Below are 17245 nucleotides of genomic sequence, written 5' to 3'. Positions count from 1 at the left end.
CCAAGTGATAGATAGGCGTTGACGCCTGTAAATCAAAGCCGTAAATCACCCTACCAACTGATAGGTAGGATAAGCTAATGAATACTCAGATCTCCAATGGCGACGCGACAAAGCTCCCGATGATGACGATTCACGACTGGAGCACAGGGCCTTACCCGGCACGCGTCCGGATCGCGGTGGCCGAGAAGAAGCTTCGATCGCGCATCAATTTCGTGTCGGGCGATCTCACGAAAGGCGAGCACAAGAAGCCCGAATTCCTCGCCAAGAACTACTCAGGCACGCTGCCGGTGCTCGAACTCGACGACGGCACTTTCATTGCCGAGTGCACCGCCATTACCGAATATCTCGACGGACTTGACGGCTCCCCCACGCTCACCGGCGGCACGCCGCGCGACACGGGCTTGATCCACATGATGAGCAAGCGTGCCGAGCTGGAGCTGCTCGACGCCATCAGTGTCTATTTCCATCACGCAACACCGGGGCTCGGACCCCACGTCGAGATCTATCAAAATGCCGAGTGGGGTTTCCGCCAGCGCGACAAGGCGCTCAGGGGAATGGCGTACTTTGACGGGGTGTTGAAAAAGCAGCCATTCATCGCCGGCAATTTTTTCTCGATGGCCGATATCACGGTAATTGGCGGTTTGATCTTCGCCGGTCTCGTGAAGCTTGAGGTGCCTGCGGAGTACGAGGCTCTCCACGCCTGGTACGCAAGGATGAACGAGCGTCCCAGCGTCAAGAACCGTGTGACGATGTCAGATCCGGCTTGATCGGGCGCTTGCCGATAATCGATCAGTCATCCTGATAATGGGGCGCCACCTGGATAATGTGGTGTCCCATTATTCCGCGTACCGGACCAACGCCGTTCAGCCCGGCTTTTTTCTCCCGCAGCGCAATTGCCATCCGCCCCACGCTTCTGGCATCGTCCGCCCGCACCCGGATCGACCGGGGGCAGGCGCGCAGGATCGCGCACAAATCAAGAAAAGAAGTCGAGGAATTTCCCATGTCGATGCCGGCTTTGTTCAAGAACCGCCTGTCGCTGCCCGTGATCGGTTCGCCGCTGTTCATCATTTCGGTGCCGGATCTCGTCATCGCGCAGTGCAAAGCCGGTATCGTCGGCGCGTTTCCCGCGCTGAATGCGCGTCCGGCGGCGCTGCTCGACGAATGGCTGCACCGGATCAAGGAAGAACTCGCCGCGCATGACAAGGCGCATCCGGATCGGCTCTCCGCACCCTTCGCGGTCAACCAGATCGTGCACAAGTCCAACAACCGGCTCGAGCAGGACATGGCGCTTTGCGAAAAGCATAAGGTGCCGATGATGATCACCTCGCTTGGCGCGCGTGAAGAACTCAATCAGGCGGCCCATGCCTGGGGCGGCATCGTGTTTCACGACGTCATCAATCAGCGTTTCGCGCACAAGGCGATCGAGAAGGGGGCTGACGGCCTGATCCTCGTTGCGGCAGGCGCCGGCGGTCATGCTGGCGAGATTTCGCCGCTCGCGTTCGTCGCCGAGACCCGGCAGTGGTTCGATGGTCCGATCGCACTGTCGGGCGCCATCGCCAATGGTCGCGCCATTCGCGCCGCGCGTATCCTCGGTGCCGACTTCGCCTATATCGGTTCGGCCTTCATCGCCACCACCGAAGCCAATGCGGTGCCGGGCTACAAGGATATGATCGCGGCTTCCGGCTCGGAAGACATCGTCTATTCGAATCTCTTTACCGGCGTTCACGGCAACTATCTGAAGCCGTCCATCGTCGCCGCCGGCATGGACCCGGACAATCTGCCGGAGTCCGATCCGACCAAGATGAATTTTGGCACCGACGCCAGTGGCGAGCGTGCCAAGCCAAAGGCCTGGAAGGAAATCTGGGGCAGCGGCCAGGGCATCGGCAGCGTGTCGAAGGTCGTGCCGGTGGCCGAACTCGTTGCGCGTTTCAAGAAGGAATATGACGAAGCGATCGATCCGCCGCTCTGATCCTGCATTGAGAAGGCCGATCTGATGGACGCCATCTATCGCGTGGACGGCAACCATGTCGTCACCAGCCCGCATGCTGCGGGTCCGTGGAACGAGACCATGCAGCACGGCTCGGCGCCGTCGGCTCTGGTGACGTGGTTGGCCGAACAGATGCCGACCGCAAGTCCGATGCATGTGACGCGTGTCACCATCGACTTGTTGCGGCCGGTGCCGGTAGCGCCGCTCACTTTCGAGACCGAGGTGCTGCGCGAAGGCCGCAAGATTCAGCTCGTTGGCGTCAGACTGATGGCGAACGGTACAGTCGTGGTGCGTGCGACAGTGCTGAAGATCAGGGCGGAGGCGCAGGCGCTTCCGTCGGAGATCGCCGATCCGCCGGTCACGGTGCCGCCGCCGGATCAGGGTGGATTGCTGGAGCCACGTTACGCCAGCAGTCCCTTCGTCACCGGCATGACCATTCGCGCGGTGCGCGGCGGCTTCCTGTCGCTCGGGCCGGGCGCGATCTGGTACCGGGCCAACCGGCCGATCGTCGAAGGCGCCGGCCTCTCGCAGGTGATGCGTGCCGTCATTGCGGCCGACTTCAGCAACGGCTCGTCACCGGTGCTGAGTTTCGACGACTGGACCTTCCTGAATGCCGACCTCACCGTGAGCCTGTCGCGTCCGCCGGTGGGCGACTGGGTCCTGCTGGACGGGGAGAGCTGGATCGGGCCGGATGGCGCCGGTCTTGCTGCGTCGAAGCTCGCCGATATCAATGGTTATTTCGGCCGGGCCGTGCAGAGCCTGGTCATTGAGAAACGTTGACGACCGCCGCGCTTCTTAGAATTTTTGTCCTGGACAGGGAACCGATTGATATTGCCCCGGTTATCGCGCGTCAGGGGGCAGTATGAGTTCGACGCACGTGCAGGACGACAAAGCCAGGACCGGCATCTGGGGATTGGATAATATCCTCTCTGGCGGATTCTCCCGAGGTCACATTTTTCTTGTCGAAGGTGCGCCGGGGACAGGCAAGACCACGGTCGCGTTGCAGTTCTTGTTGGAGGGCGCGCGGATCGGCGAGAAGGGTCTCTACATCACGCTATCCGAGACGGATAGTGAGTTGCGCGATGGCGCAGCGTCCCATGGCTGGACCCTCGACAAGAGCATTGAAGTTTTCGAGCTCCTGCCGCCGGAAAGCCTGCTTGACGAGGACCAGCAACAGAGCCTGCTCTATTCGTCCGACCTCGAACTCGGCGAAACCACCAAGCAGATATTCGAGGCCGTGGAACGCACCCAGCCGAGCAGGGTCGTCTTGGACAGCCTGTCGGAAATCCGATTGCTGGCGCAGAGCTCGCTGCGTTATCGCCGCCAGATATTGGCCATCAAACATTACTTCGCAAAATTCGGCACGACGGTGATGCTGCTCGACGACCTCACGGCGGAAGTAGCCGACAAGACAGTGCATAGCGTCGCACATGGCGTGCTGCGGCTCGAAGAGCTGGCACCCTCCTACGGCGCAGAGCGTCGGCGTGCGCGGGTGATCAAGTATCGCGGCGTCAAGTTTCGCGGCGGCTACCACGATGCCACCATCACCACGGGCGGGCTTAACGTTTTTCCTCGGCTGGTCGCATCCGAATTCCGCAACAGCATGGATCGCAAGACCAAGTCGAGCGGCATTGCGCAACTCGACCAATTGCTGGGCGGCGGCATCGAAACAGGCTCGAGCACATTGATTCTCGGGCCCGCAGGCACCGGCAAATCACTCACTGCGATCGTCAATGTGGTCGCAGCGGTGAAGCGCGGCGAGAAGGCCGCAATGTTTATCTTCGACGAGGAGCTCGGACTGCTGTTCGATCGCATGAAGGGGATCGGAATCGATCTGCCTGCCATGCAGGATAGTGGGCATCTGTTTGTCGAACAGGTAGATGCCGCCGAATTGTCGCCGGGTGAATTTGCGCATCGCGTCCGTCGTCAGATTGACGAGCACAACATCAAGACCGTCGTGATCGACAGTCTCAATGGCTATCAGGCCTCGATGCCGGAAGAGAACTCGCTGATCCTGCACATGCATGAGCTGCTGCAATATCTCAACCGCAGGGGCGCAGCGACCTTCATGACGGTGGCGCAGCACGGCCTCGTTGGCGATATGAAGGCGCCGGTGGACGTCACCTATCTCGCCGATACCGTGATCCTGCTCCGTTACTTTGAAGCAAGCGGCAGCGTTCGCCGTGCGATGTCCGTGATCAAGAAGCGAACCGGAGCGCATGAGTCGACCATTCGCGAGTACCGGATCGACGGGCGAGGCCTCACGATCGGCGCGCCGCTGAGCGAATTCCAGGGCGTGTTGCGTGGCGTACCCATTTACAACGGTCAAAGTTCTCTGCTTGAGGGATCCTCGGCGTGAAACCGGGGCGTTCCTCCGAGCGCGCTGTCATCCTTGCTCCCACAGGGCGCGATTCTGCAGTGGCTGCGGCATTAATCCGCGAGGCCGGTTTTTACGCGCAACCCTGCGCGGATTTTCCGACGCTGCTCGACGAGATCAAGGGCGGCGCCGGCGTGGCTGTCATTGCTGACGAGGCGATCAAGACCGTTGATCTGCGCGGCCTCGGCAGCTGGCTGCATGATCAGCCGTCGTGGTCCGATTTCCCGATCATCCTGCTGACACGTCAGGGCGGCGGACCGGAGCGCAACCCGGATGCCGCGCGGCTCGGACAGTTGCTCGGCAATGTGACGTTCATCGAGCGCCCGTTTCACCCGACAACCCTGATTTCGATCGTCGGTTCGGCCGTCCGCGCACGCCGGCGTCAATATCAGACGCGTGCCATTCTCGAAGACCTCGGCGACAGTCAGGGGCTGCTGCAGACGGCGCTCGATGCGGGACGGCTCGGGACGCTCGAACTGCATCTGCCCGAACTTCGGCTGGAGGTCTCGGATACGACCAAGGCATGCTTCGGCCGCCGGCCGGATCAATCATTCACGTTTAGCGAGTTGCAGGCCGCGGTTCATCCCGATGATCGCGAGCAACGCCAGCAGGCGCTCGATGCGACGCTGATGGCCGGCGCGGACTACAATGTCGAATACCGCAATATCTGGCCGGACGGCTCGGTGCATTGGGTCGAGACGCGTGCGCGCATGGTCCGAGGGCCTGACGGCAAGCCGAAAACGCTGGTCGGCGTCTCCGTCGATATCACGGCGCGAAAGTCTGCCGATATCGATCGCGACAACTTGCTGGAGCAGTTGACGGCGGAGCGGTCCGCGCTTGCCGAACTCACGGCGACACTCGAACAGCGTGTCGAGGAACGCAGCAACGACCTGATGAAGGAAGTTGCGGCGCGCGAGAAGGCGCAGGACCAACTGCGCCAGGCGCAGAAGATGGAGACCATCGGCCAGCTCACCGGCGGCGTCGCGCATGACTTCAACAATCTGCTGATGGCGGTGATGGGTAATCTCGATCTGCTGCGCAAGCGCATGCCGGATGATCCGCGCCTGAAACGACTGGTCGATGGCGCCATGCAGGGCGCCGAGCGCGGCGCCTCGCTGACGCAGCGGCTGCTGGCCTTCGCGCGGCAGCAGGATCTGAAAGCCGTGGCCGTCGATCTCGGCGCGCTGGTCCGCGGCATGAGCGATCTGCTCGAGCGCTCGCTCGGGCCGCGCGTGGCGCTGCGTCTCGATATTCCCGACAATCTGCCGCGGGCACAGATCGATCCCAATCAGCTCGAACTCGCCATCCTCAATCTCGCGATCAATGCGCGCGACGCCATGCAGGACGGCGGCTCCATCGATATCAAGGTGAAGAAGCATAAGGTCGGCAAGGGCGACCCGATTCTGAAGCCCGGCGACTATCTCAAGGTGTCGATCATCGACAATGGCGCCGGCATGTCGCCGGAGACGTTGAAGAAGGCGATCGAACCGTTCTTCTCGACCAAGCCGCTCGGCAAGGGGACTGGTCTCGGTTTGTCCATGGTGCACGGTCTGGCCGTACAGCTCGGCGGCACGCTCGATCTCTCGAGCGTCGTCGGCAAGGGAACGACGGCGACCCTCGTGCTGCCGGTCACCGACAGGAAGCCGGAGGCCGCCGATACGGCCCACGTCATGCGCCATGCCGCGCGCTCTGCCGTGATCCTGTTTGTCGATGACGATCCCCTCATCGCGATGTCGACGACGGAGATGCTGGAGGATCTCGGCCATCGCGTGATCCCCGCGACTTCGGGGCGGCATGCGCTGGAGATTCTGAAAAGCGACGAGCCGCTCGATCTGATGATGACCGATCACATGATGCCCGGCATGACGGGCATCGAGCTTGCGGCTTATTCCCGCGAAATGCGGCCGTCGCTGCCGGTCCTGCTCGCCACCGGCTATGCGGATTTGCCCGAAGGCGCTCAGCTCGATCTGCCGCGGCTTGCCAAGCCTTATCATCAGGATCAGCTCCGGGATCGGCTCGATCAACTGCTGGGCTGAGCCCACTCCGGCCGGGGTGGTATCAATCTGCCAGCGGTGCAGCAAAATTAACCATTCATTAAATCCTGTGGAACCAACAATGCCCCGATCGGGAATCAACCGATTCAGGGGCCATCATGGATATCGAAGCCTATTTCGCGAAGACGCCGGCCACGATCGAGGAGATCAAGGCACGCGTGGCCGCAGCTTTCGGCCGTCATCCGCTGTGCCGCGAGGTGCAGTTCGACATCGTCAGCACGCCCCGCGCCGGAAAGGGCGCGAACTGGACCATCAGCATGCAGTCGGTCGCCCCGGATGCGCTGTGGGAAGCTTCCGATATCGTGAGCGATATCCAGGAAGCCTATGTTCTCGCCAACGCCGCCTGAACCTCTGTGAGTATTATCGCACCGTTCTGGTATGGTTAGGCCATAATTAATCTCCATTTGTGAGGACAGGTACCTCTGGTGGTCCTGAATTTCGGAGACTGGCTTGACGCGTGCGCTGACCCTTCTTGTGCTGGGCTGTCTGTTGCTGACCGGCGTGGCTGTTGCGAGCATCCTCGGTCGCGATAGCATCCCATCGCTGTCGCTGTCATATGACGACAGTGCCGCGCAAAATTCGGTCGCGGTGTCGCGCGGACCGGTTTCCAATACGCAAGGCAAGAAAGACAAGTTGCCATTGGCCGGCGCCATGATGGCGTCGCTCGATCCGCAGCAGGTCCCGAGCGTTGACGGCAGTCCGTTGCGCCAAGCCTTTGCATCCGACAGTCCGATCGAAGTGCCCGGTTCGACGGTGCTTGCCCCGATCGTGGTGCCGCAGCCGACCGCCAAGCCCAAGGCCGCTGCCAAGCCGGTGCAGAAGACCTATACGCTGCTCAGCGATGCGCAGATTTCGGCGATCAAGAGCCGGCTCAATCTGACGGCGTCGCAGGAATCCTACTGGCCCGGCGTCGAAGCGGCGCTGCGCAACGTGGCGCGCAGGATCCACGAGACCAAACAGACCAGTTCGTCGGCCGGCGCGCCGCCGATCGATCCCGATAGCGACGAGGTACAGCAGCTCAAGTCCGCTGCGATGCCGTTGCTGTTCCAGTTGCGTGAGGATCAGAAGCGCGAAGTCCGTGCACTGGCGCGCATGATCGGGCTCGAAAAGGTCGCCTCGGCGATCTGACCCCTGTCATATACTGGCCGCATCGGTGACGCGGGACTGTCACAACCCGTAACAGACAAATTGTCGCGCCTGTCATCCGGGCTTCGCATCCGTGGTGCAGAGATTAACGCCTCTTAACCTGTAACGGGGGCGTTTCATGACCGATTTCACTGCCAATCAATCCATTTCCGGAGGCGCGGCTGTTGAGCCGGCGTCGCGGCCCAATCTCGACAAGGGTTTTAACCCGCTGACGATGATCCTGTTTTTCGGGATCCTGGCCGCCGGCCTCCTGTTCGTCGCCTACAGCATCTATGTGGACGTCAATGCCACCGGCACCCGCGTTACCAGCTACCTGCCTTACCTCCTGCTGTTCGTGGCGCTGCTGATCGCGCTCGGCTTCGAATTCGTCAACGGCTTCCATGACACCGCCAATGCGGTGGCCACCGTCATCTACACCCACTCGCTGCCGGCGGAATTTGCTGTGATGTGGTCGGGCTTCTTCAACTTCCTCGGCGTGCTGTTCTCCACGGGCGCGGTGGCTTTCGGCATCGTTTCCCTGCTGCCGGTGGAATTGATCCTGCAGGTCTCCAGCGGCGCCGGCTTCGCCATGGTGTTCGCGCTGCTGATCGCGGCCATCATCTGGAATCTCGGCACCTGGTATCTCGGCCTGCCGGCCTCCAGCTCGCACACGCTGATCGGTTCGATCATCGGCGTCGGTATCGCCAATGCGCTGATGCGCGGCCGCGACGGCACCTCGGGTGTGGATTGGGGCAAGGCCACCGAAATCGGCTACGCGCTGCTGCTGTCGCCGCTGTTCGGCTTCGCCTGCGCCGCCATCCTGCTGCTGGTGCTGAAGTTCGTCGTGCGTAACCCGGCTTTGTACGCAGCACCGGACGGCAACAAGGCGCCGCCGTTGTGGATCCGCGGCATCCTGATCGCGACCTGCACCGGTGTATCCTTTGCACATGGTTCGAATGACGGTCAGAAGGGCATGGGCCTGATCATGCTGGTGCTGATCGGCACCGTGCCGACCGCCTATGCGCTCAACCGCGCATTGCCAGAATCCCGCGTCGCCCAGTTCCAGGTCAACTCCATCGCGGCCGCCAAGGTGATCGCAGCCAAGGGTGCCGGCCATAGCATCATCGGCGATCCCCGTCCGGCGGTGACCACCTATGTCTCGCAGCGCAAGATCAGCGAAGGCACCTATCCGTCGCTCGCCGTTCTCGTGCAGCAGGTCGGCGATCAGGTCCGCAGCTACGGCACACTCGACAAGGTACCTGCCGAATCCGTCGGCAACACCCGTAACGACATGTATCTCGCATCGGAAGCCATCCGCTTCCTGATGAAGGACAAGGAAAACGACCTCAACAAGGAAGATGTCGCGACCCTGAACGCCTATAAGGGATCGCTCGATGCCGCCACCAAGTTCATCCCGGATTGGGTGAAGATCGCCGTGGCCATCGCGCTTGGCCTCGGCACCATGGTGGGCTGGAAGCGCATCGTCGTCACCGTCGGCGAGAAGATCGGCAAGACGCATCTGACCTATGCGCAGGGTGCTTCGGCCGAACTCGTGGCTGCGGCCACCATCGGCGCGGCCGACGTGTTCGGTCTGCCGGTCTCGACCACTCACGTGCTGTCGTCCGGCGTTGCGGGCACCATGGCGGCGAACGGTTCGGGCCTGCAGATGGCCACCATCCGCAACCTGCTGATGGCGTGGGTGCTGACGCTGCCCTGCGCCATCATGCTCTCGGCCTCGCTCTACGTGCTGTTCAGCCAGTTGTTCTGAGAACAGACGAGGCCGCTGTGGAAACGTAGCGGCCTCGTCCTTTTCACATCGCGAAAAGAAAAGGCCCGCGCATCATCTGCGCGGGCTTTTTGATTTCGACCAGTATCGTCATTCCGGGGCGCGGCCGGCACTTGCCGGACGCGAACCCGGAATCCCGACATGGGATGAACACTTCGGGATTCCGGGTCTTCTCCTCCGCCGGCTAAAGCCGGCTACGGCGAATCCCGGAATGACGGGAGGGTATTGCCGTCTACGAACTGCTCTCGCGATGCACGTCGTGCACCACGATGCCCTTGCCTTGCTCCGGCAGCGCCAGCCAGTCGCGGCGCTTCAGGGTGCGACGGGTATCGTCGAGGCCGCTCTGCCAGTGCTCGCGCATCGACGTGGCCGAGAACTCGTGGTCCTTGGAATCACCCTCATAGGCCTTCTGCTGATAGATCATCTGCAGGATGGTGATCTCCGGCAGATCCGACAGGCTGTCACGCCGTGCGCGTTCCTCGTCGCTGAGCTGGTCGTCGGGAATGCGCTGCAAGACCTTGTAGAGCTCCGACTTCAGATTGTTCATGCGCCGGTAGATGTCTGTGTTGTGGCGGGTGCGGGACGAATAGACGATGTCCTTGTGCCGGGCCAGGACCTCCTGGATATCCCGGGGCAGCACGCCACGGGCGCTGAACAGGTCGACCTGGAACACCAGCGAGTTCATCCTGTCTTCCTGGTCGAGCAGGTGCTGCAGCGGCGTGTTGGAGACGATGCCGCCATCCCAGAAATGATCGGTGCCGATCTTCACCATCGGCAAAGCTGGTGGTAGTGCGCCTGATGCCATCACGTGTTCGGGCGCAATCACTTCCTTCTTGTTGTCGAAATACAGGAAGTTGCCGGTGATGACGTTGACCGCGCCGACGGCGAAGTGGGTCTTGCGCGAGTTGATGAGATCGAAGTCGACCAGTTCGAGCAGGGTGTCGCGCAGCGGCGAGGTGTCGTAATAGCTTGTCGCCGTCTTCGCACCGGCCGGGCTGAACCACGGATTGACCTCGTGCGGCTTGAAGAAGCCGGGCTGGCCGAGAGTCGTGGTCATGAACGAGCTCGCAAGATTGCGGGCCTTGCGATAGACGTCGCCGTCCGGTGTGTAGTGCCAGACCTTGCGGGCGGTGATGCGGTCCCAGAAGATCTGCAGCTTCTCCAGCCGGTCTTCCGGTGGATTGCCGGCGATGATCGCCGAATTGATCGCGCCGATCGATACGCCGCACACCCAGTCCGGCTCCATGCCTTGCTCATGTAGCGCCTGATACACCCCGGCCTGATAGGCGCCGAGGGCGCCGCCGCCCTGCAGCACCAGTGCTACACGATCGCAGCGGTCGGGGCGCCAGCCGGTCTCGGTCGTCATGTCTGAATCGGGTGTCCGCGCGTCCATCTGGGTGTTCTCCTCAACGATCACATGATGTTGGCGGCAGAATTCAGATGAGCAGTGACGGCGTTGTGACAAATAGCAAATTCGATCATTGCGCTTCAGTCCATGAAGCGCGTCACGCGGCTGAAGGAAATTCCTCATACCGCCGTCAAACAGGATCGCTAGCAAAGAAGCAGATATTAACGTTTGCTTACGAAGGGTTGCGCCCATGCTGTCTGGAAAGTCCGCCATCATCACCGGCTCCACCAGCGGCATCGGCCTTGGCATCGCGCGCGGCCTCGCGGCCAGCGGCGTCAATATCGTGCTCAACGGCTTCGGCGACGCCAATGAGATCGAGGCGATCCGCAGCGAGATCGCCGACAGCCATCAGGTCCGGGTGCTCTATAGCGGCGCCAACATGGCCGACGGCAATGACATCGCGGCGATGATGGCGCAGGCGGAACAGGAATTCGGCGGCGTCGATATCCTGGTCAACAATGCCGGCATTCAATATGTCGCGCCGCTCGAGGAATTCCCGGTGGAGAAGTGGGACGCGATCGTGGCGATCAACCTGTCGAGTGCGTTTCACACCACGCGTCTCGCCATTCCCCACATGAAGGCGAAATCCTGGGGCCGTATCGTCAACATTGCCTCGGCCCATGCGCTGGTCGCCTCGCCGTTCAAGTCGGCCTATGTGGCGGCCAAGCACGGCATCGCCGGCCTGACCAAGACGGCGGCGCTGGAAGTCGCCGAACACGGCATCACCGTGAATGCAGTATGCCCGGGCTATGTGATGACACCGCTGGTCGAGAAGCAGATTCCTGAGCAGGCCAAGGCGCGCGGCATTACGGAGCAGCAGGTGATCTCGGACGTGCTGCTGGCGGCCCAGCCGACCAAGCGTTTTGTGACCGTCGAAGAACTGTCCTCGGTCGTCAATTTCCTCTGCACCGACCATGCCCGTTCGATCACCGGCATCACGCTGCCGGTCGATGGCGGGTGGACCGCGCACTGAGTTTAAACCAGCGACTTCACACCCAAGGAGTTTTCGATGCGCCAGGAAGACATCCTCCGTTTGCCGTCGATGCCGATGGCCGGCCCGAGCTATCCCGCCGGTCCCTATCGCTTCATCAATCGCGAATTCCTCGTCATCACCTATGAGACCGATCCGGACCTGATCCGGATGGGTCTGCCCGAGCCACTCGAGCCGATCGAGCAGCCGATCGTCCACTATGAATGGATCAAGATGCCGGACTCATCCGGCTTCGGCAGCTATACCGAAACTGGTCTGGTGATCCCCGCACGCTTCAAGGGCGAGGACGTCAACTTCGTCTCGCAGATGTATCTGGACGATGATCCGCCGATCGCCGCCGGCCGCGAGATCTGGGGCTTTCCGAAGAAATACGCGCATCCGAAGCTCGAAGTGGTCAAGGATACGCTGACCGGCACGCTGGAATATGCCGGGCAGCAGGTGGCCATGGGCACGATGGCCTACAAGCACGGCGCCATGGCCGGCAATGGCGAAGCGACGCTCGCCACGCTGTCCAAGACCCAGATCAATCTGAAGCTGATCCCCGGCGTCGATGGCAGCGCGGAAGTCTGTCAGCTGGTGGCGATCAACCTGACTGATATCACCGTGAAGGGCTCATGGTTCGGCCCCGGCCGTCTGCATCTGATCCCGCATGTCAACGCGCCGGTCGCCGACTTTCCGGTGCGCCGCGTGATCGGTGCGCATCATTTCCTGGCCGACCTGACTTTGCCCTATGGCCGTGTCGTCCATGACTACAACAAGCAGAGCGATACACTCGCCGAAGCCGCTGAATAGAGCATGATCCGGAAAAGTGGAAACCGGTTTTCCGAAAGATCATGCTCAAAAGAAGAGATGAGATGATGATCCGAATTTTTCTAATCGGATCATCATCTCATCTCGGCTGACATATCCCTGTAACAAGGGTGTCATTAAGTGCCTGCGGCGGACTGACACAGTCGGAGAGCCGCAGGCAGATATTTTATTTTTTTGGTGGCGCATGCGTATTGCGTGGCGTGAAAAACGGTGGGTGTCCGATGCAGCTTGAAGTGCCGGTCACATCTGCAGAGGTGACGTCCATACCAGGCGTGTCCGATCCGATTCCGGGTCTGGTCTGGGCCTTCCGCATCCATTCCGACGGCAAGCCGGAGCCATTGCCGGTCGATGCCGGCATCGATCTCGTCCACGGCGGGCTGCTCTGGCTGCATTTCAACCTGACTGACGCGCGCGCGCTGCAATGGCTGGCGCAGATCCCATTGCATGCGCCGGAGCAGGCCCGTGCCTTGCTGCTGTCCAAGGACACCTATCAGCAGCTCCATGCCACCGATGACAGTATCTATGGCGTGATCTCGGACCTGTTGCGCGATATCGACGAGGCGACCGAAGACACCGGCTATCTGCGCTTCGTGATGACCGAACGCTTGTTGATCAGTGGTCGGCATCATGCGCTGTGCGCCGTTGATGCGACGCGCCGTTCGCTTGAGCAGGGCCAGCGGGTCGACAGCATGGCCGCGCTGCTTGAGACGATCGTGGAGAATGTTGCCGACACCATGGACGGCGTCGCCGACAGTCTGGCGATATCGCTCGACGCGATCGAGGAGCAGGTGGTCTCCGGCGATTCGCGCGACATGCTGCAGAAACTCGGTCGTCTGCGCCGGACCTGCGTGCGGCTGCATCGGCAGCTGTCCGGGCTGCGGATCGTGTTTCAGCGGCTTGAGGCCAAAGGTCAGCGTGAGTTGAAAGCGTCTCTGCAACTGCGTGCCGGCAAGCTGGCGCAGCGGCTCGACGGGCTGGATCACAACGTCGTCGAGATGCGCGAACGCAGCCGGCTGTTGCAAGAAGAGCTGCATCTACAGATCGAGGAACGCGGCAATGAAAGCCTTCGCGTTCTTTCAGTGCTTACCGCGCTTCTGCTGCCGCCGACGCTCGTCACCGGCATCTTCGGTATGAACACCAAGGGACTGCCGCTGACCGATGTCGAAACCGGATTTCTCTGGGCGGGCGCACTGATATTGATTTCGTCAGCATCGGCCTATGCCGTGATGAAGCGCCTCAAGATCATCAGGTAGCTATCATGGTTGGTGTGTTTTCGTGCTGGATGGTCCGTGCGATGACGGCGGTCGCCGGCCTTGTCGCCTGTGGCACGATCTCGCTGTCATCGGCGCATGCCGGCGATTGGCGCGATAATGGCCTGAAGCCGATCAATGACCGGCTCGCCGAATGGGGTGTGGCGCTGTCAGCCACTTACATCGGCGAGGCGCTCGGCAATGCGTCCGGCGGCATCCGGCGCGGCGCGGTCTATGAGGGACGGTTCGATTTTGGCGTGGATGTCGATCTCGACAAGGCGGTGGGCTGGAGCGGCGCGACCTTTCACGCCAATGTCTATCAGATCCACGGACCTGGCCTGTCGCGCGACTATATCGGCAATCTGATGCTGGTGAGCGGCATCGAAGCGCTGCCGGCGACGCGGCTCTATGAATTCTGGATCGAACAGGCGCTGTTCGGCGGCAGACTGCTGGTGAAGGTCGGTCAGCAGCCATCCGATATCGAATTCATCGACAGCAAGTATGACGATATCTTCGTCAATTCGGCGCTGGGCTGGCCCGGCATTACCGGCGTGATCCTGCCGGCGGGCGGACCCTCGCCGCCACTCGCCGTGCCGGGCGTTCGTTTCAAGGCCAGTCTGTCGGATGCGTTCACGGCCTATCTGGCGGTGTTCAATGGTAGTGCGGCTGCGCCCGGCCCGAATGATCCGCAAATTGCCAACGCGCATGGTCTCGCATTTCGCGTCAACGATCCGCCGTGGATCATCGGGCAGCTGAAATACAGCTACAAGCTCGGGCCGTCTGAGCTGCCGGGGTCAATCACCGGCGGCGGCTGGGTGCATCTCGCTGAATTCGATGACGAGCGCTGGACTGCACAGGGCCTGTCGCAGGCCGATCCGGCCGGCACCGGCGAGCCGCTGATGCGACGCGGCAATCGCGGAATTTTTGCGGTCTATGAGCAGCGACTCGCCTTCAGCGCTCTCGGCCCGGACAAGGGCATCGGCTTCTTTGCACGCACGTCGATCAGCCCGTCGGATCGCAATCTGATCAGCTTCTATCTCGATGGCGGCATCCAGGTATCAGGCTTCTCCGCCGAGCGGCCGGATGACAGGTTCGGAATCGCCATGACCTATGCGCGCATTTCGGATGGCGCACGCGGGCTTGATCGTGATGTGCAGCTTTTCACCGGAATTCAATCGCCCATCCGCGATTTCGAAGCCGTGCTGGAAGTAACCTATCTCGCTGCGGTCGCGCCGGGTGTCGCGGTGCAGCCGGTGTTTCAATATGTGATGCATCCCGCCGGCGGCGCCGTCGATCCCAACGATGCCACGCAGACAAAGCGCATCAAGGACGCCGCGGTGTTCGGCGTCCGCACCACCATCAATTTCTGAAACGTTTCAGCCGGTCGCTTCAGCCGGTGTCTTGGTGAGACCCGCAGCCGCCTCGGCGATCATCTCATAGGACTTGAGCCGCGTGGCGTGGTCGTAGACGTCCGAGACGATCATCAACTCATCCGCGCCGGTCTCCTCGACCAGCGCGGCGATGCCAGCGCGAACCGTCTCCTTCGAGCCGATGATAGAGCGCCGCAGCATGCCCATGGCCTGCATCTTCTCGGCTGGCGCCCAGTAGGTCTCGATATCGTCGATCGGCGGCGCGCTTAGCCCGCGGGTGCCGCGGAACATGTTGGTGAACGACATCTGCTGCGTGGTCCACAACCGCTTGGCCTCGGCATCGGTGTCGGCGGCGATGATGTTGACGCCGACCATCGCATGCGGCTTCGTCGACTGTTCGGATGGTTCGAAGTGCTGGTGATAGATCTGCAGGGCCTGCAGCAACTGGTCGGGCGCAAAATGCGAGGCGAAAGCGTAGGGCAGGCCGAGCGCTGCGGCGAGCTGCGCGCCATAGGTCGAGGAGCCGAGGATCCATAGCGGCACGTCGGTGCCCGCGGCAGGCACCGCCTGCAGGCGCTGGTTCGGGCCGGCCGGAGCGAAATAGGCCTGCAGCTCCTGGATGTCCTGCGGGAAATTGTCTGAATTCTGCAGCGAGCGGCGCAGCGCCCGCATGGTCATCTGGTCGGTGCCGGGAGCGCGGCCGAGGCCGAGATCGATGCGGCCGGGAAACAGCCGCGCCAGTGTGCCGAACTGTTCGGCGATGACGATGGGGGCATGGTTCGGCAGCATGATCCCGCCGGCACCGACGCGAATGGTCTTGGTCCCCGCCGCGATATGGCCGATCACCACCGAGGTTGCGGCGCTGGCGATGCCAATCATGTTGTGATGTTCGGCAACCCAGAAGCGCTGATAGCCCCATTTCTCCGCATGGCCGGCGAGATCCCGGGAATTATCGAGCGCGCCGCGCGCATCGGTGTCCTGGGTAACGCGGACGAGGTCGAGGATCGAAAGTGCGGTCATGACGGGGCTCCCATTGCCCTTGCCATGTGGGCATGGCTGGGGCGGATTGCCAGCCGGTTGCGCGGCCGGCATGGCAGCCCGGCGTTACTCCCGAGCGGTCAGGTCAGGCCGGCGTGGAAGGCGCGGACGATTGCGGCGCATTCGGCCGGCTTTTCCATCTGCATGAAATGCGAGGCGTCAGGCACGGTGGTGAAGGTAAAGCCGCCATCGCGCGCGAAGGCACGCTCCATGTCGACGAACGGGCTAGTTCTCGTCTTTGGTTCACCGGCGACGAGCTGCACCGGCAGCCTGACGCTGCACATCCGCTCCCAGGCGCCCGGGAGATCCTGCATGGTGAAGATGCTGGCCTCGAATTCCCTGGCGCAGGCGAGTTCATAGAGCTGCTTGTCGTCGTTCCAGCGCAGCGTGGATGCGGCGAGTGCCTGCAGTCCGGCATCGTCGACGCCGGCAAATGCCGAGCTGCGGCGATAGGACTCGAATAGCTCCTGCACATTCGGAAAGGTGGTGCGACGCTGCGCAGCGCGTCCGGCGAGTCTGTCATTTTCCGTGCGGAAACTCTGGAACTCGGGATAACTCGCTGGCGGCGTCGCCGGCGGCTCGAAGCCGACGAAGCCGATCCACGGCGTCTCGTATTCGGCGGCATGCAGCAGGGTCGTCAGTGCGCTCATCGAATGAAATGCGCCGAGGCTCGGCGCCGGGCCGAGTTCGCGCGTGATCCCTTGCATGATCGCCTCATAGTCGCGGATGAGCTGCGGCCAGACATGCGGGATGGGCTGGCGATACGGACTGCTCCGGCCGTGATGACGGAAGTCGAACACCACGGTCTCATAGTCATCCGTGAAGAGGCGCCAGAAGCTTTGAAAAGCATCGATGGCGAGGCCATTGCCATGGCTGCAGATGATCCGTGGACCCGTTCCATAAACGCGTATGCTGGCTGTGGCGCCGTCTTCGAGCAGAACCTGAAAAGCGTGCGTCTCGGCCGCAAGAGCCGGAGCGGAAGGCGCATAGTCCATATGGGGGAGAATCCGTTATATTTTGGAGCAGAAGGCGAAGCTGTCGCATGCTTG

General features: G+C 61.8%; 16 protein-coding genes. 12 read left to right on the top strand and 4 right to left on the bottom strand.

Going from position 1 to position 17245, the window contains the following annotated elements; genetic code table 11:
* Nucleotides 1-122: 122 nt before the first annotated feature.
* A complete protein-coding gene (locus AC1DUY_RS23080; RefSeq protein ID WP_478117638.1) occupies nt 123-767 on the top strand; it encodes a glutathione S-transferase in 645 nt (214 codons plus the stop codon).
* A 22-nt stretch (nt 768-789) separates the two neighbouring features.
* Here AC1DUY_RS23080 and AC1DUY_RS23075 read toward each other — a convergent pair whose 3' ends face one another.
* Nucleotides 790-1023: a hypothetical protein gene (locus AC1DUY_RS23075; protein WP_478117386.1), complete on the bottom strand. Its 234-nt coding sequence runs from the start codon at nt 1021-1023 to the stop codon at nt 790-792.
* Here AC1DUY_RS23075 and AC1DUY_RS23070 point away from each other — a divergent pair.
* From AC1DUY_RS23070 to AC1DUY_RS23040, 7 genes are all read left to right on the top strand, one after another.
* Complete coding sequence (locus AC1DUY_RS23070; protein WP_068729293.1) at nt 1001-1969, top strand: NAD(P)H-dependent flavin oxidoreductase; 969 nt, start codon at nt 1001-1003, stop codon at nt 1967-1969. The genes AC1DUY_RS23075 and AC1DUY_RS23070 overlap by 23 nt on opposite strands.
* A 24-nt stretch (nt 1970-1993) precedes the next feature.
* Nucleotides 1994-2767, top strand: a complete 774-nt coding sequence (locus tag AC1DUY_RS23065; protein ID WP_478117384.1) for a thioesterase family protein — start codon at nt 1994-1996, stop codon at nt 2765-2767.
* An 82-nt stretch (nt 2768-2849) separates the two neighbouring features.
* Nucleotides 2850-4346, top strand: coding sequence for an ATPase domain-containing protein (locus tag AC1DUY_RS23060; RefSeq protein WP_478117382.1), 1497 nt, complete (start codon nt 2850-2852; stop codon nt 4344-4346).
* A gap of 59 nt (nt 4347-4405) precedes the next feature.
* Complete coding sequence (locus tag AC1DUY_RS23055; RefSeq protein ID WP_478117380.1) at nt 4406-6400, top strand: ATP-binding protein; 1995 nt, start codon at nt 4406-4408, stop codon at nt 6398-6400.
* A gap of 116 nt (nt 6401-6516) precedes the next feature.
* A complete protein-coding gene (locus AC1DUY_RS23050; protein ID WP_068729285.1) occupies nt 6517-6765 on the top strand; it encodes a hypothetical protein in 249 nt (82 codons plus the stop codon).
* 103 nt (nt 6766-6868) lie between these two features.
* A complete protein-coding gene (locus tag AC1DUY_RS23045) occupies nt 6869-7546 on the top strand; it encodes a hypothetical protein (RefSeq protein ID WP_478117378.1) in 678 nt (225 codons plus the stop codon).
* A gap of 136 nt (nt 7547-7682) precedes the next feature.
* A complete protein-coding gene (locus tag AC1DUY_RS23040; protein ID WP_093757439.1) occupies nt 7683-9311 on the top strand; it encodes an inorganic phosphate transporter in 1629 nt (542 codons plus the stop codon).
* 250 nt (nt 9312-9561) lie between these two features.
* Here the strand turns inward: AC1DUY_RS23040 and AC1DUY_RS23035 are convergent, their stop codons facing one another.
* The gene (locus tag AC1DUY_RS23035) at nt 9562-10722 is read right to left on the bottom strand and encodes a patatin-like phospholipase family protein (RefSeq protein WP_478117376.1); all 1161 of its coding nucleotides are present in this window, start codon (nt 10720-10722) and stop codon (nt 9562-9564) included.
* Between the two features lie 205 nt (nt 10723-10927).
* Here AC1DUY_RS23035 and AC1DUY_RS23030 point away from each other — a divergent pair, with 205 nt between their 5' ends.
* The 4 genes from AC1DUY_RS23030 to AC1DUY_RS23015 all read left to right on the top strand — a co-directional run bounded on the left by AC1DUY_RS23030 (nt 10928) and on the right by AC1DUY_RS23015 (nt 15158).
* Nucleotides 10928-11710 carry a 3-hydroxybutyrate dehydrogenase gene (locus AC1DUY_RS23030; protein WP_093757438.1) on the top strand — a complete coding sequence of 261 codons (783 nt, stop codon included), beginning with the start codon at nt 10928-10930 and terminating at the stop codon, nt 11708-11710.
* A gap of 36 nt (nt 11711-11746) precedes the next feature.
* Nucleotides 11747-12520, top strand: coding sequence for an acetoacetate decarboxylase (locus AC1DUY_RS23025; RefSeq protein ID WP_115032796.1), 774 nt, complete (start codon nt 11747-11749; stop codon nt 12518-12520).
* 239 nt (nt 12521-12759) lie between these two features.
* Nucleotides 12760-13791 carry a transporter gene (locus AC1DUY_RS23020; protein ID WP_478117373.1) on the top strand — a complete coding sequence of 344 codons (1032 nt, stop codon included), beginning with the start codon at nt 12760-12762 and terminating at the stop codon, nt 13789-13791.
* A gap of 5 nt (nt 13792-13796) precedes the next feature.
* Entirely contained in the window at nt 13797-15158 is a 1362-nt protein-coding gene (locus AC1DUY_RS23015; RefSeq protein WP_439078496.1) for a carbohydrate porin, read from the top strand.
* 6 nt (nt 15159-15164) lie between these two features.
* On the opposite strand, the gene AC1DUY_RS23010 is transcribed toward AC1DUY_RS23015, so the two are convergent.
* Together AC1DUY_RS23010 and AC1DUY_RS23005 are read right to left on the bottom strand one after the other, a co-directional pair.
* On the bottom strand, nt 15165-16178 hold the full coding sequence (locus AC1DUY_RS23010) for an LLM class flavin-dependent oxidoreductase (RefSeq protein ID WP_093757434.1): 1014 nt from the start codon (nt 16176-16178) through the stop codon (nt 15165-15167).
* 98 nt (nt 16179-16276) lie between these two features.
* Complete coding sequence (locus tag AC1DUY_RS23005) at nt 16277-17191, bottom strand: alpha/beta fold hydrolase (protein ID WP_478117369.1); 915 nt, start codon at nt 17189-17191, stop codon at nt 16277-16279.
* Nucleotides 17192-17245: the final 54 nt, after the last annotated feature.

The sequence above is a fragment of the Tardiphaga sp. P4_G1 genome (assembly GCF_056401215.1).
The sequence above is the reverse complement of the archived record's forward strand: the minus strand, read 5'-3'. Positions and strand labels throughout refer to the sequence as shown.

Excerpts from the sequence above, each read along its gene's own strand:
- AC1DUY_RS23080 (WP_478117638.1), top strand. The coding sequence starts at position 123 with ATGACGATTCACGACTGGAGCACAGGGCCTTACCCGGCACGCGTCCGG.
- AC1DUY_RS23070 (WP_068729293.1), top strand. The coding sequence starts at position 1,001 with ATGTCGATGCCGGCTTTGTTCAAGAACCGCCTGTCGCTGCCCGTGATC.
- AC1DUY_RS23065 (WP_478117384.1), top strand. The coding sequence starts at position 1,994 with ATGGACGCCATCTATCGCGTGGACGGCAACCATGTCGTCACCAGCCCG.
- AC1DUY_RS23060 (WP_478117382.1), top strand. The coding sequence starts at position 2,850 with ATGAGTTCGACGCACGTGCAGGACGACAAAGCCAGGACCGGCATCTGG.
- AC1DUY_RS23050 (WP_068729285.1), top strand. The coding sequence starts at position 6,517 with ATGGATATCGAAGCCTATTTCGCGAAGACGCCGGCCACGATCGAGGAG.
- AC1DUY_RS23040 (WP_093757439.1), top strand. The coding sequence starts at position 7,683 with ATGACCGATTTCACTGCCAATCAATCCATTTCCGGAGGCGCGGCTGTT.
- AC1DUY_RS23035 (WP_478117376.1), bottom strand. The coding sequence starts at position 10,722 with ATGGACGCGCGGACACCCGATTCAGACATGACGACCGAGACCGGCTGG.
- AC1DUY_RS23030 (WP_093757438.1), top strand. The coding sequence starts at position 10,928 with ATGCTGTCTGGAAAGTCCGCCATCATCACCGGCTCCACCAGCGGCATC.
- AC1DUY_RS23025 (WP_115032796.1), top strand. The coding sequence starts at position 11,747 with ATGCGCCAGGAAGACATCCTCCGTTTGCCGTCGATGCCGATGGCCGGC.
- AC1DUY_RS23020 (WP_478117373.1), top strand. The coding sequence starts at position 12,760 with ATGCAGCTTGAAGTGCCGGTCACATCTGCAGAGGTGACGTCCATACCA.
- AC1DUY_RS23015 (WP_439078496.1), top strand. The coding sequence starts at position 13,797 with ATGGTTGGTGTGTTTTCGTGCTGGATGGTCCGTGCGATGACGGCGGTC.
- AC1DUY_RS23010 (WP_093757434.1), bottom strand. The coding sequence starts at position 16,178 with ATGACCGCACTTTCGATCCTCGACCTCGTCCGCGTTACCCAGGACACC.
- AC1DUY_RS23005 (WP_478117369.1), bottom strand. The coding sequence starts at position 17,191 with ATGGACTATGCGCCTTCCGCTCCGGCTCTTGCGGCCGAGACGCACGCT.